Source organism: Bacillus sp. RSS_NA_20 (genome assembly GCF_020165915.1).
Lineage (GTDB): Bacteria > Bacillota > Bacilli > Bacillales > Bacillaceae > Bacillus > Bacillus altitudinis.
Genome location: NZ_JAIUKW010000005.1, coordinates 1717517 through 1731151, shown reverse-complemented (window position 1 = coordinate 1731151; position 13635 = coordinate 1717517). Strand labels below are relative to the sequence as shown.

At 42.9% G+C, this 13635-nt stretch carries 13 protein-coding genes; 11 read left to right on the top strand and 2 right to left on the bottom strand.

The window, feature by feature from the left end; all coding sequences use genetic code 11:
* Nucleotides 1–160 precede the first annotated feature (160 nt).
* The 9 genes from LCD32_RS14645 to LCD32_RS14605 all read left to right on the top strand — a co-directional run bounded on the left by LCD32_RS14645 (nt 161) and on the right by LCD32_RS14605 (nt 8769).
* Nucleotides 161–856 (top strand): response regulator transcription factor, encoded by a 696-nt coding sequence (locus LCD32_RS14645; protein WP_060781374.1) that lies wholly within the window; start codon nt 161–163, stop codon nt 854–856.
* Complete coding sequence (locus LCD32_RS14640; RefSeq protein WP_060781373.1) at nt 843–2150, top strand: sensor histidine kinase; 1308 nt, start codon at nt 843–845, stop codon at nt 2148–2150. Before LCD32_RS14645 ends, LCD32_RS14640 begins: the two co-directional genes overlap by 14 nt.
* A gap of 38 nt (nt 2151–2188) precedes the next feature.
* Nucleotides 2189–2617 (top strand): phosphate-starvation-inducible protein PsiE, encoded by a 429-nt coding sequence (gene psiE / locus LCD32_RS14635; RefSeq protein WP_008346998.1) that lies wholly within the window; start codon nt 2189–2191, stop codon nt 2615–2617.
* 291 nt (nt 2618–2908) lie between these two features.
* Nucleotides 2909–3820, top strand: coding sequence for an alpha/beta hydrolase (locus tag LCD32_RS14630; RefSeq protein WP_008346994.1), 912 nt, complete (start codon nt 2909–2911; stop codon nt 3818–3820).
* 70 nt (nt 3821–3890) lie between these two features.
* The gene (locus LCD32_RS14625; RefSeq protein WP_224564096.1) at nt 3891–4799 is read left to right on the top strand and encodes an alpha/beta fold hydrolase; all 909 of its coding nucleotides are present in this window, start codon (nt 3891–3893) and stop codon (nt 4797–4799) included.
* 134 nt (nt 4800–4933) lie between these two features.
* Entirely contained in the window at nt 4934–5887 is a 954-nt protein-coding gene (locus LCD32_RS14620) for an ABC transporter substrate-binding protein (RefSeq protein WP_007500381.1), read from the top strand.
* 70 nt (nt 5888–5957) lie between these two features.
* A complete protein-coding gene (locus LCD32_RS14615; RefSeq protein ID WP_074041921.1) occupies nt 5958–6974 on the top strand; it encodes a FecCD family ABC transporter permease in 1017 nt (338 codons plus the stop codon).
* Nucleotides 6967–8004, top strand: a complete 1038-nt coding sequence (locus LCD32_RS14610) for a FecCD family ABC transporter permease (protein WP_017367999.1) — start codon at nt 6967–6969, stop codon at nt 8002–8004. The genes LCD32_RS14615 and LCD32_RS14610 overlap by 8 nt, the downstream gene beginning before the upstream one ends.
* A gap of 21 nt (nt 8005–8025) precedes the next feature.
* Complete coding sequence (locus LCD32_RS14605) at nt 8026–8769, top strand: IucA/IucC family C-terminal-domain containing protein (protein ID WP_224564094.1); 744 nt, start codon at nt 8026–8028, stop codon at nt 8767–8769.
* 15 nt (nt 8770–8784) lie between these two features.
* Here the strand turns inward: LCD32_RS14605 and LCD32_RS14600 are convergent, their stop codons facing one another.
* Entirely contained in the window at nt 8785–9663 is an 879-nt protein-coding gene (locus LCD32_RS14600) for an endonuclease I family protein (protein ID WP_017367997.1), read from the bottom strand.
* Between the two features lie 173 nt (nt 9664–9836).
* Between LCD32_RS14600 and LCD32_RS14595 the strand changes: the two genes are divergently transcribed.
* Nucleotides 9837–11072: a pyridoxal-phosphate-dependent aminotransferase family protein gene (locus LCD32_RS14595; protein WP_224564091.1), complete on the top strand. Its 1236-nt coding sequence runs from the start codon at nt 9837–9839 to the stop codon at nt 11070–11072.
* A 163-nt stretch (nt 11073–11235) separates the two neighbouring features.
* Nucleotides 11236–12429, top strand: coding sequence for an MFS transporter (locus tag LCD32_RS14590; RefSeq protein WP_035389313.1), 1194 nt, complete (start codon nt 11236–11238; stop codon nt 12427–12429).
* Nucleotides 12430–12477: 48 nt separating this feature from the next.
* On the opposite strand, the gene LCD32_RS14585 is transcribed toward LCD32_RS14590, so the two are convergent.
* Nucleotides 12478–13635, bottom strand: a complete 1158-nt coding sequence (locus tag LCD32_RS14585; RefSeq protein WP_035701274.1) for an oxalate decarboxylase family bicupin — start codon at nt 13633–13635, stop codon at nt 12478–12480.

Genomic DNA, 13635 nt, shown 5'->3' with positions numbered 1-13635 from the left:
TTATGAAGATCCAATTTTTTGAAAATAAATGTGACAACTTGATGGCAATTGATCATATTCATAAACACTTAAGATTTATGGTGTATCTTTTCACATAGCTAGATGATATATAGTAATAACATATAAGAATGAACATCATGAAGGATGAGGTGATTGAGACATGACCCATCGAATATTAGTTGTAGAGGATGATCAGGATATTGGTGACCTGTTGCAGGAATCTCTGACACGTACAGGGTATGAGGTGTTGAGAGCCATGAATGGCAAGCAGGCATTGCATGTTATAGATGATTCGCTGGATTTGGTGATTTTGGATGTCATGATGCCAGGTATCTCCGGTATAGAAACGTGCCAGCAGATAAGAGCCTCCTCAAACGTTCCCATTTTATTTCTGACAGCCAGATCAAGTACATTGGATAAAACCGAAGGGTTACTCGCTGGCGGAGATGATTATATGACAAAACCTTTTTCAGAAGAGGAGCTTCACGCTAGGGTCATGGCGCAATTGCGCAGATATACCATCTATCAGGAAAAAAAGGAACAGGAAGAAACCTATTTAGTTGGCGGTAGCCTGAAGGTGAGTGAGGAATTTAATGAAGTGTGGAAAAGTGGGCAGCAAATCAAGTTATCTGATTTAGAATATCGGATATTAAAACTGCTCATGAACAAACGAAATAAAATATTTTCTGCTCAAAATATTTATGAAAGCGTGTGGGGCCAGCCTTATTTTTATTGTTCAAACAATACGGTCATGGTGCATATCCGAAAGCTGCGTGCCAAAATTGAAGATGACCCGGCTCTTCCCGTGTATATCAAAACAGAATGGGGGAGAGGATACCGGTTTGGCACATCGTAAATATACGCTGACCAAAAAGCTGTCACTGCTCATTTTGGTCGCTGCTATCGTAAGTGGTGTTGTCTTTTTGACACTGCAAAAGATCACAGATCACCTGATTGAAGGATATTTGAGTTCGGATGAGTACTATAAGGAAGAATCCGCCAGATACATTCAAACATTCAGCCGTTACGTTTCAGAACATGAGCTGACTTCAACGGATCGAAAAGCATTCGGTGAGTGGGTGAAAAAAGAAGATTATATTAATCTCACTGTTTACAAGGATGAAGTGCTTCAATATGACTCGATTTACTCTGCCGCTGACGAATCGGCCTATGGGAAAGAAAAGGTGACCGACTACGCAAAGCGTCATTCTTACCCGGTTCAATTTAGCGACGGAGAAGGTAGGGTTATGGTAGACGGGTTTTACTCTTCTCGATATCACGATCTCGCCTTTACACTAGAACTGCTTGGTGCAACACTCATTTTTCTCCTGATTGTGCTTGTTGGCATTCGCCGAAGCCTACGTTACTTGCAAACGATCCGTGAAGAGATTCATATTCTTGAAGGCGGTGAGCTCGATTATGAAATGACAGTGAAGGGGCATGATGAATTGGCCATGATTGCAAAGAGCATTGAGGATTTAAGAACAGCCTTTTTGGACAAGCTTCAGGCCATTGATGATCTGCAGGAAGAGAGCCGCAGTTTAGTGACCGAAATGTCGCATGATATGAGGACCCCGCTGACATCACTCATCATGAATCTGGAATTTGCGAAAAAAGAGGAAGCTCTAGCGGATACCCGCAAGGAGCAATATATAGCGAGTGCGTATGGAAAAGCCCTGCAATTAAAGAATCTGTCTGACAATCTATTTGCCTATTTCCTGCTAGATAAAGAGCACGAGTCAGAGCTTGAAACCGTTGCAGTGAAAGAAGTGATTTATGATCTTCTATCAGATCAGGTCGCCCTCCTGCATCAGGAGAATTTCACGGTCCATATTGTAGGCGAAATGCCGGATAGCTATATTAACGTAAACGTCGAGGAACTTGGCAGAGTGTTTGATAATGTGATGTCAAATTTACGTAAATACGCAGATCCTGAAAAGAACATTCAGATCACTTTTTTATCCGACCAAGATGTCTTTGAAATCCATGTGAGCAATGCGATAAAAAAGACAGACATCATACCGGAAAGCAATGGACTCGGGGAACGAAGCATCAAGCGGATGATGTCCCGAATGCATGGACAGTTTGAAAGTGGAGAAAAGAACGATACCTACTACATCGTGCTGCGATTTTGGAATACCAAAATGTAGAGAGCAAAAACAACATCATGGAATGGGGAAACAATCTGATGAAACGATTCAACAATTTCCAAAAGGTACCTGATCTTCTGCAAGCCCTTCTGAATATCTGCCTGTTCTTTCTAGCGATTGCGCTAAGCGTACTCTTAATTAGTGAAACATGGTACATCGTGCAATTCGTCTATAAAACATTGTTTAACAAAGGAGAAAGCTATTATGGAATGCTTGGCGAGCTGCTGATCTTCTTTATGTATTTTGAGTTTATCGCCTTAATTATTAAATACTTTAAATCCAACTTTCATTTTCCGCTGCGCTATTTTATTTATATTGGCATCACAGCTGTCATCCGTTTGATTATCATTGATCATGAACAGGCCGTATCGACATTCTGGTGGGCACTGGCCATTCTTGCGATGACATGTGCACTCTTTATCGCGAGCAAAAGAGATACTGCTCATGAGCATGAGGAAGTGAAGTGAGGAAGAAGAAGGACGAGTGGTCAAGACTCGTCTTTTTTGTGTTTAAATGAACAGTTTTTGAATATGTGTTGATTAATGAACATTGATTGAAAGATTGACAATTGATGATGATGTATCTAGAAAATATAATATAAATAGACAGGTGTTCATAAATGAATAGATGTATAGAAAAAGTATTCTGTCCAAAGCAGTTAACGGATTCACAAGTTCTTATGTTATGCTTTAGAAAAAGAGAAACCATTCTTTTCCTAGACATTGATTGTCATCATTCTATCTATAGGGGTCGATCGTATGCGAAGTATTCAAAGTTTGTTTGTTGAATGGTTACTTGTACTTACAAAGAAGAAACTAAATGTTGAGGGGTATTTAGAAGAACGAAGAATGGCGAATCAATTACCTTATGTGCTGCCTGAGAAGTTGAAAAAGAAATATCGCATCACCAAAAGCAGCATGTTTTCAGTCGATACGTACATGTTGAAATCAGATGTGCAGCCAGATGATCATCAGGTGCTATTTTTACATGGAGGAGGCTATATTGAGCAGCCGCTCGTATGGCATTGGCGTTTCTTGGATCGATTGACGAAGCAATTAAATAGTACGGTGTATGTGCCAGTTTATCCTAAAGCACCGAATCATCAATATATGGATGCAATCGAGAGTGTTCTCCCAGTTTACCAAGCTCTTTTAGAAAAAGGAACACCAGAAAAAATCGTCATCATGGGTGATTCTGCTGGCGGCGGTTTATCGCTCGCCTTTGCTCAATACTTAGCAAAAAAAGGTCTTCCGCAGCCTGGAAACTTGATTCTATTATCACCTTGGCTTGATGTGACATTAAGTAATCCTGATATCGCTAAAATGGTTCCAAAAGAGCCAATGCTCAACCTAGATTTACTAATCGAATCGGGCAAAGCCTATGCAGGTGATACAGATGAAACACATCATTTGATCAGTCCAATCTATGGAGAAATCAAATCGTTAGGACGAATTTCTGTTTTTATTGGCACTCATGAATTCTTTCTCCCAGATGCCCGGAAATTCAAAGAGATGGCAGACAAGCAGGGTGTTCCCATCAATTATATCGAATACCCAAAAATGAATCACGTCTTTCCTGTCTTCCCTATTCCCGAAGCGAACCAAGCGTTAAAACAAATTGTCGCTATTATTGAGAGTAAGACGTTCCCTTTGAGGGACATGACAAAATAGGATGCGAACATGAGGATGGCCAGCAATGCTCTAGCCATTCTCGTGTCTAGTTGGGGGTCAAAAGTTAATTATGAACGAAACAGAACCGTTCTCATTTACAAGTATGCAGGAAGTAGCTCCTGTAGCTATTCCAGAAAGACAGTTCATTCAATCACATGACGGCATACGTCTTGCTTATTATCCGTTTTTATCAGAAACAAACACGCAGACCAATGTGATCATCATTCATGGTGGAGGCGCTCACAGCTTGGCTGGTTATGAGCATATCGCCTATACATTGCAACATGATTTTCACGTGAATGTGTTTCTGCTGGATTTGAGAGGCCACGGATATTCTGAAGGAAAGAAGGGGGATACACCCAAAGTCACTGACGTGTGGCAAGATATTTCGCAAGTTGTGGATGTCATCAAACAGCAGCACGAAGGAGCACTTTATCTTTGTGGTCATTCCTCTGGAGCTGGATTGCTGCTTCAATATCTATCTTGGGATGAAAAAAGAAAAGTAGACGGTTACTTTTTTATTGCTCCTGAATTTGGCTACAAATCTGACACAGCGAAGTCTAATCAAGTCCCTTTTGCCACAGTTCAAGTTTGGAAATTCGTGCTATCTGCGATGACAAAAGGAAGGCTGATGGGGCATTCAGAAGCTGTACGATTTCACTACCCAGCATGGGTGATTGCACAAGATCCACTTCTTTTAACAGGCATTACCATCAATATGTCTCTTGCCTTAACGCCATCTGCACCTCAAAAACAATTTGCAAGGCTGAACCAGCCTTATGGCATGTTTGTTGGAAGCGAGGATGAGTTATACGACGTAGACAAATTTCATCCATATCTGGCGCTTCCAAATCAGCAGGTGAAAAATCAATCTGTTTACCAAGTGATAGAAAACCATACTCATTTGTCCATTTTACTAGAATCGGGAAAAAAGATTGGGCGTACCATCCAAATGTGGAAAAAGTTCCATTTAACCTGAACAACTAGTCAACACTCTACCTTTTTCTTAAAAATTTACATTGACACCATCCTTTTCTATGATAAAATCATAGTGTGATAATGAGAATCGTTATCAAACGATATGACTACATATAGAATGGATAGGTGAGGTACATGTTCAAAAAATCTTTTTGGTCGCTATTAGTTGTGCTCTCCATCGTATTACTTGCGGCTTGTGGCAGTAATAGCAGCGAAGGCAAGTCAGATAGTAATGAGAAAACAAGAACCGTTGAAAGCGCTATCGGTTCAACTGAAATTAAAGGATCGCCTAAACGTGTAGTGACGTTGTATCAAGGAGCAACTGATGCAGCCGTCGCTATGGGCATTAAACCAGTGGGTGTTGTAGAATCTTGGCTTGAAGCACCTACGTATAAATATTTAAGAGATGATTTAAAGGGTGTCAAAATTGTTGGGCAGGAAACACAACCAAACTTAGAAGAAATTGAAAAGCTGAAGCCAGATTTGATCATTGCATCAAAAATCCGTCACGAGCAAATTTTTGATCAGCTGAAAGAAATCGCTCCAACTGTTGCAACAGAAACAGTGTTCACTTTTAAAGACACAGTGAATTTAATGGGTGAAGCGTTAAACAAGCAAGACAAATCAAAAGAATTGCTGACGAAGTGGGATGACCGCGTCGCTGACTTCAAAGAAAAAGCAAAGAAAGACATTAAAAACTGGCCAATGAGTGTGTCTGTGGTGAACTTCCGTGCAGATCATGCAAGAATCTATCAAACTGGGTTTGCAGGTTCAATTTTAACAGAGCTAGGCTTTGAAGGTCCTAAAAATGTCAAAGATAAAAAGCAAGATATCATTACACTTACAGACAAAGAGAGCATTCCACAAATGGATGCAGATGTGATCTATTACTTCATGGATGATCAGGATAAAGCAGTTGAAAAAGCATATAAAGAGTGGACAAGTCATCCTTTATGGAAGCAGCTTGATGCAGTGAAAGCGAAGCAAGTGCATAAAGTTGATGAAATCACTTGGAACATGGCTGGCGGTATCACCGCTGCAAACATGATGCTTGATGATATTTATGATCGTCTAGGGCTTGATAAATAAGTGTAGCAGAGGAGAAAATGTGAAAAACCATTTTCTCCTTTTTCCATAACAGATTGAAAGCGGGAATCAGATGAGAAGTTTATTAAAAAAGGATTCGAGCAAGGCACTGCTATTTGCTGGATTCATCGTGTTGATGTTGGTCTTTTTTATGCTCAGTATTTCTCTTGGGCAAACCTCAATTTCCCTCAAAGCCACCATCCATGCGTTTCTTCAGTTTGATGAGTCAGATCCAAACAGTGTGATTGTCATGACATCCAGATTATCAAGAGCTTTAATTGCGACGGTTGTTGGATCAAGTCTAGCGATTTCAGGTGCACTCATGCAGGCATTGACGAGAAATCCGCTGGCTGCACCAGATCTTTTAGGTATTAATGCAGGTGGACTCTTTTTTATTGTGATTTCGATTGTTTTCTTTTCTACTGAGTCGTTAACAGGTTATATGTGGACGGCCTTTTTAGGCGCTGCCATTGCAGGTATGCTCGTCTTTCTTCTAGGCTCCATTGGAAAAGACGGACTGACACCGGTCAAAATTGTGCTCGCAGGTGCTGCGATATCTGCTCTGTTTGCGTCCTTTACTCAAGGACTTTTAATCGTGAATGAACAGTCCATTCAAAGCATCCTGTTCTGGATGGCTGGTTCAGTGTCAGGAAGAAGTATAGATATGTTGCTGCCTGTGCTGCCTTATATTCTTGGGGCGACTGTGGTGGCGCTGCTTCTTGGCCGCTCGATCAATGTCCTTTTATCGGGTGATGATATTGCGAAAGGGCTTGGCCAGCGTACGTTGCTTTTGAAGATGACGATGGGGGTACTTGTCGTCTTTTTAGCAGGAGGTTCCGTCGCTGTCGCAGGATCCATTGGATTTGTTGGTTTTCTTGTGCCGCATATTGTGAAAAAGCTTGTTGGACCTGACCACCGCTGGGTACTGCCGTATTGTGCCGTTGTAGGGGCGTCGCTTTTACTTGTCGCAGATCTTGCCGCTCGTTTTCTGATCATGCCGCAGGAAGTACCGATTGGTGTCATGACGGCAATTGCAGGAGCGCCTCTATTTGTTTATCTCGTGCGCAAGGGGTTGAAGACAGGTGGCTAAAACATATACAGTGCGTTCAAAGGGCGGGCGCATTTCATTTCAATTTTCAAAGCGGACGTTTTTGATTTTACTATTATTGACAGGCGTTGCCTTTGGTTTATTTATTCTGAGCCTTTGTATGGGCAGCCGCTTTATTCCACCTACTGATGTGCTGCTGCATATCTTCGGACAAGGCGAGGGAAATACGTTTGTGTTAAATACGTTGAGGATTCCAAGGACCCTGCTTGCGGTTTTAGTGGGAGCGGCACTTGCGGTATCGGGGCTTATTTTACAAGGTCTCATTCGAAATCCGCTTGCATCGCCTGACATCATAGGAATTACGAGCGGTGCGTCGTTTGGCGCCATTATGTTCATCGTCTTTTGGATGGGCACTGTGCCTATTGCTTATCAGTCGTTGTGGGCCATTGCAGGCGCTTTTGCTGTATCATGCCTGATTTATTTGCTTTCATGGAAAAAAGGCGTCAAGCCGATCACGCTCGTCTTGATGGGGATTGGGATTTCCGCCATTATGAAGGCGTGTGTGACGTTTACTCTTGTGCTCAGCGATACGATGACTACGACCAAGTCATACATCTGGCTGACGGGCAGTTTATATGGTTCTACAATGAAGGACGTCATCGCAATGCTTCCTTGGGTATTGATGATTTTACCGATTGTCATGGTGCTGGCAAGAACGATGAATGTGAAGGAACTTGGAGATGATCTTGCAACAGGTCTCGGGGTCAAGGTTCAGGCGAAGCGGTTATTCTTTCTACTGATGAGTGTGACATTAGCCGGTATTGCCGTTGCATTCGCAGGCGGTATTGAATTTGTCGGACTGATGGCGCCGCATGTTGCAAGGATGATCATCGGTCGTTCCTTTATTGCGCTTGTTCCAGCATCTGCGCTTGTTGGAAGTATTCTCGTGATGCTGGCAGACTTAGTTGCGAGAACGGCTTTTCTCCCGTTAGATGTCCCGGCAGGTGTGTTTACGGCTGCAATCGGCGCACCGTTCTTTATTTATTTGTTATATCAACAGCGAAATCGTTAAACGAAAGATGGGGGTTTTGATATGAAGCCAGAGTGGGTTGAGAGAGAATTACTTGATTTCGGGGTAAGCATCACAAATGGACCAATGACATCTGATCGCACACTTGCTGCGCTTTTTTCAGAAGCATCTATCAGACGTTTATTAGAAGCTGAAAAGGAAGCGATGCATGCACCGAATATAGCAGTGGCGGCGTCCATGTTTTCAAAACGCTATGCCTATTTAGCTGTTAGTTCTACTTTGTACTTGATGACGATGTATGATGCTGTCTACCGGTTTTCACCAGAGGCGTGTGTCTTTAGAGAAGATCGTAAAATTGAGCTAGATGAAACGCTCTGTTCATTTGTTCAGTCAGAAGGAGATCGTCATGAGTGGAGAGAGCAGGTCGTCCGCATGCTATTTACGCAGTGTGTCACACCTCTTTTAGATGTATTGAAACGTACTTCAAGACTTCCGTATTCAATTTTATGGGAAAATGTAGCGGTACGTATCAATTCTCTTTACCGTAGCATGATGCGAGAAACGGAAGAGCCTAAAATGAAAGAGCGCGTACGGGAGGATTATTTGTTTCTGAAGAAGGCATCGGGTGATCTTTTCGGAGCGAAGCAAAATCCTTTTCAGCACAGCTTAAATTTAGATGAAAGTTTGCTAGACACATCAAATCGAAAGACTTGCTGTATGTATTATAAGCTTGAGAAGAAATCGGAAAGTCTTGATTATTGTCTTGTCTGTCCGCTTGAAAAAAAGAAAGGCACTGCTTGCTCATAGCAGTGCCTCTCTTTTTTATTCCCAAATATCGCTTACCCATTCAGGGTGATCAATAAAAGGATTGCGATTGTGCTGGTACGTTTGATAGATGATTTCGTTACGATTCCGTTCGATTTGATCGACTGGATCTTGCTTGTGCCATTTCAATAGGACAGACATTTTGCCGTGAAGAGGGGCGCTTCCATTATTCACTTTGTTGTTCAATTCTAAATCTGGGAAACGATCATCGCCTTCATATCGGACGGCCATATAAAAGAGCATTCTTGCTACATCTCCTTTCACCCGGCTATGAGGTTCAAATGAGTCGCTGTCGTAGAAGTTGCCCGGCGCTCCCTTGTATTCATTTCCGCCTATATCAAAATCTAAATTTCCTCGTGTGCTATTCGTTTGTACGTCTGTTGCCCGAAGGTGATGGAGATCTGTACCAGGTCCCTGGCTCGTCCCAAAATTGCCGTGAGATTTAGCCCACACATGCTCCCGGTTCCACTGTCCCACGTTTCCTCCATTTGCTTGCTTTGACCTGGAGATACCGCTATAGAGCAAAAGCACATTGCTTGGATTTTTTGGATCTTCATCCGTTTTCTTTAATGCATCCCAAACCTGGCTGTAGGATAGCTGCGTATGATCATCAATAATATCGTGTAATGCTTTCTTAAGAGCAGGCCCAGATTTGCCAGCAGCAGATTGGTAATAGGAATCAATTTGACTTGAAGCAGTTGTTTTCGCATGTTGAGCAGATGTTTCGGTTTGTAGCTGTAACGGGGAAAAGGTGATGGTTTGACTCGGTTCATTCAGAGTAAAGCCTTGAGCATTTGCAGCGGGAGGCAGCGGAGCGGCAAATGTGCCGAAAATCATGATTCCGGCGGCCACAGTTCCAAATAAAGATCTTTTCATTCTATTTCCTCCTTCATAGGGAATGTATACTCTTTAGTTCTATCATATTGCCATAAAGAAATAAATGGATTTATCGTAAATTTTATGTAACCAATTCGTAAGAAAAGAGATTGCTATTTTATCAGCATTGCTGTATAAGTGGGCATATAAGGATGGACACAGCAAGGGAGAGGATGGATAACGTGAAAGAACTGCATACACCTTCTAGAACCATTATGACACCAGGACCTGTCGAAGTAGATCCGAGAGTCCTTCGGGTGATGAGTACACCAATTCTTGGTCAATTTGACCCTGCATTTACAGAGATCATGAATGAAACGATGACCTTATTACGATCACTTTTTCAAACAGAAAATGAATGGGCTTATCCAATTGATGGGACGTCCCGCTCAGGGCTTGAAGCTGTGCTTGCCAGTGTGATCGAGCCCGGAGATGTGATGCTTGTTCCGGTCTTTGGACGCTTCGGTCATTTGCTGATTGAAATTGGACAGCGCTATGGTGCTGAGGTACATACAATGGAATGTGAATGGGGAACGGTTTTTAAGCAAGACGACATCATCGCAGAGATGCATCAAGTCAAGCCGAAAATTGTTGCGATGGTTCATGGTGAAACATCTACCGGAAGAATACAGCCGCTTGAGAAAATTGGTGAAGCATGCCGAGCGCTTGATGCGCTTTTTATTGTAGACGCTGTGGCGACAATTGGTGGTGTCGAGGTCAAGGTAGACGAATGGAAAATCGATGCGGCAATTGGGGGCTCGCAGAAATGCTTGTCTGTTCCATCAGGGATGTCACCGATCACATATAATGAACGAGTGGCAGACGTCGTACAATCGAGAAAGAAAGTAGAAAAAGGGATTGCAACACAGGACGAACTGCAAAAACAAGTAGACATTTCTCCAATCAAAAGCAATTACTTTGATCTAAGCCAGCTGCAAGATTATTGGAGCCCGAGGCGGTTAAATCATCATACAGAAGCGACAACGATGCTTTATGCACTGAGAGAAGGGGTTCGTCTTGTGCTGGAAGAAGGCTTGGAGGAACGTTTTCAGCGCCACTTGTTTCATGAGAAGGCTTTAATGGCAGGCCTTGAAGCGATGGGGCTTGAATTATTCGGTGATCCAGACTGCAAAATGCCGGTCGTGACGTGTATCGTCATTCCAAGTGATATCGACGGAGAAGCGGTCCGGGCTGATCTTCTTCATCATTTTGGAATTGAAATTTCGAGTTCATTTGGGCCGCTTGCAGGACGGATATGGAGAATTGGCTCAATGGGCTATAGCTGCCGAAAGGAAAATATTCTATTTGTTTTAGCAGGCCTTGAAGCCATCTTGATGAAGTACGGAGCAGCCATCAATTGTGGCGCTGGGTTACAGGCGGCTCTTTCCATCTATGCACAAGCTGAATAAAAAAGGGATTCTCAAAATACTCGCCACCAGCGGGTATTTTTTATTTGGGAAAAAACGCTGTTTTTTGAAAAACTAGACTTATAGAGAGCGATATCGCTATACTGAAGAAGTTCTTATCATTTTTGTCATCATTTTCATTTATTTTGAAGAAAGAGGTTTTAATATGAAAAAAATGGGCAGATTATACATTTTGATGCTCAATATTTTTATTGCCATGCTTGGATTTGGTCTGATCGTTCCTGTCATGCCAAGTTATATTGAAGCCTTTGGCGCAACTGGAAAAACACTTGGTTTCCTCGTTGCTGCAACTGGCCTCACACAATTTGCCTTATCACCCGTCGCTGGAGCGCTGACTGATCGATTTGGACGCAGAAAATTGATTATTGCCGGGATTGCCGGCTTTACGATTGCCCAGTTTATTTTTGCATTTGCGGATCAGCTTTGGATGCTGTTTGTGTCTCGATTTTTAGGCGGAGCTGCTGGTGCGCTGCTGATGCCCGCCATGTTTGCCTACATTGCTGATATCACAAGTGAAAAGGACCGAGGGAAAGGGATGGGTCTTTTTAGTGCTGCAATGACACTTGGTTTTGTCATTGGACCGGGTGTGGGCGGTTATTTGGTTGAGTTTGGAATTGCTTTTCCTTTCCTCATCGCTGGTTCTTTTGCAGCCCTGTCGACGTTGTTGTCTTTCTTGTTCTTACCTGAAACCTTAACAAAGGAAAAGCAGGAAGAAGCACGATTGAATAAAGAGCTTCATTTCAATCCTTTTACGCAGATGATTCAGGCTTTAAAAACACCATACGGTTTTTTGTTTATCTTGGCCTTTGTTTTGAATTTCGGAATCATTCATTTTGAATCGATCTTTGGCTTATATGTGGACCAAAAACATGGCTTTACACCGAAGGATATTGCATTTGTCATTACGGTAGCTGGACTTGCGGGTGTCATCGTTCAAGGTGCTTTAGTAAATACCTTTGTGAAACGATTTGGCGAAATGCGTGTCGTCCGTTATGCCCTTTTAGCTGCGGCGTTTATGCTGATTGCCTGCCGCTTTGCCCCTTCCTTTTGGCTCATTTTTACGGGCTCCATTTTATTTTTATCGGCCACCTCGTTTGTTCGCCCAGCCCTCAATACATTACTTTCTAAAATGGCAGGGAATCAGCAGGGGGTAGCAGGCGGCCTCAATACCTCCTTTATGAGCCTTGCGAATATCGTCGGGCCAAGTCTTGCGGGTATTTTATTTGATGTGAATATTGAGCTGCCATTTATGTTTGGAACGCTGGTACTTTGTATGAGTTTCATTGCTTCTATTTTATGGGCGAAAAAAGCGCAGCAACATTCCCATGCCGTATCGTAAAGACAGCATAGAAAAAACCGATCAGCACAAATGGATCGGTTTTTTTCGTCATCGCTCATACTTCACAACTGGTGATTTTTCTTTATGCAACGCATGAATCAATGCATCATCCACATGCAAATGCTCCTTCACTAATTGAGGAGGGGTTAAGGCCATCCATTGGTTCAATGAAATATCAGCAAATCGATCGCTTTTAAACATTTCTAGAAACCAAAGGCTTGTTTGCCCGATGTTTTGTATGTAATGCCCCATCCCGAAAGGAACATAACCAACATCACCTGCTCTGTAATTAAAAGTACGAGCTGTCCCGCCTGCTCCAAAAACCGTCATTTTAGCTGTACCAGTTAAATAGTATTGCCACTCATCATTATTCGGGTGCCAATGCATTTCTCTCATCCCTCCAGGTTTTACCTCCACAAGTGCAGCAGCAATCGTTTTCGATACTGGAAAATTGCGTGAGTCGACGATTCGCACGGTTCCACCAGAGGTCACGATTGGTTTTTGACGAAGGAGCTGGTGGGTAAATGGCGGTTTGATGCCGCCGTATGGATCAGAGACTGTTTGGCTTTCAATGGATGCCGGTGAAGAGCCTTGAAACATATAGCGTTGTTTATGTGGAATGTGATCAAACAGCTTGATTGGCACGCCGAAATTAGCAGAAAGAATGTCTTTTGGTGTATGAGCAAACCAGTCTGTGATGGTGAACGTATCAAATTCAGAAAAAGCACCATCATCAAACACAAGGAGAAACTCACAGCCATCCTCAAGACCTTGAATGGAGTGCGGAATACCGGGCGGAAAATACCACAAGTCTCCTTCTTCTACATCAGCGATCATATTCCGTCCTTCTGCATCTACAGATGTGATCCGGGCTTTGCCTAAAATCATATATGCCCATTCCGCCTGCTTATGCCAATGAAGCTCACGAACACCTCCGCGCGTAAGCCGCATGTTCACACCAGCAATCGTTGTTGAAACAGGCAGCTCTCGCTCAGTAATTTCCCTCGACCAGCCGCCATGATTCAAGTGCATATGTGTATCAGAATATGAAAATTTTAAATTAGGAATCGTCCCCGCATCCGTTTTAGGGGGAACGAACATATCTGGGTTCTCCATATCGCGCAGAACGTCTCGCGGGCCTAAATCGGTTGCGCCGGCCCCATCGTCTCGAATCGGTTGCGGGATGTGACGAATCTCATCATCCAT

Bases quoted from the DNA above. Each gene is read 5' to 3' on its own strand.
- LCD32_RS14600 (WP_017367997.1), bottom strand. From the start codon at position 9,663: ATGAAAAGATCTTTATTTGGAACTGTGGCCGCCGGAATCATGATTTTC.
- psiE (WP_008346998.1), top strand. From the start codon at position 2,189: ATGAAACGATTCAACAATTTCCAAAAGGTACCTGATCTTCTGCAAGCC.
- LCD32_RS14625 (WP_224564096.1), top strand. From the start codon at position 3,891: ATGAACGAAACAGAACCGTTCTCATTTACAAGTATGCAGGAAGTAGCT.
- LCD32_RS14585 (WP_035701274.1), bottom strand. From the start codon at position 13,635: ATGGATGATGAGATTCGTCACATCCCGCAACCGATTCGAGACGATGGG.
- LCD32_RS14595 (WP_224564091.1), top strand. From the start codon at position 9,837: ATGGATAACGTGAAAGAACTGCATACACCTTCTAGAACCATTATGACA.
- LCD32_RS14605 (WP_224564094.1), top strand. From the start codon at position 8,026: ATGAAGCCAGAGTGGGTTGAGAGAGAATTACTTGATTTCGGGGTAAGC.
- LCD32_RS14620 (WP_007500381.1), top strand. From the start codon at position 4,934: ATGTTCAAAAAATCTTTTTGGTCGCTATTAGTTGTGCTCTCCATCGTA.
- LCD32_RS14630 (WP_008346994.1), top strand. From the start codon at position 2,909: ATGCGAAGTATTCAAAGTTTGTTTGTTGAATGGTTACTTGTACTTACA.
- LCD32_RS14590 (WP_035389313.1), top strand. From the start codon at position 11,236: ATGAAAAAAATGGGCAGATTATACATTTTGATGCTCAATATTTTTATT.
- LCD32_RS14645 (WP_060781374.1), top strand. From the start codon at position 161: ATGACCCATCGAATATTAGTTGTAGAGGATGATCAGGATATTGGTGAC.
- LCD32_RS14615 (WP_074041921.1), top strand. From the start codon at position 5,958: ATGAGAAGTTTATTAAAAAAGGATTCGAGCAAGGCACTGCTATTTGCT.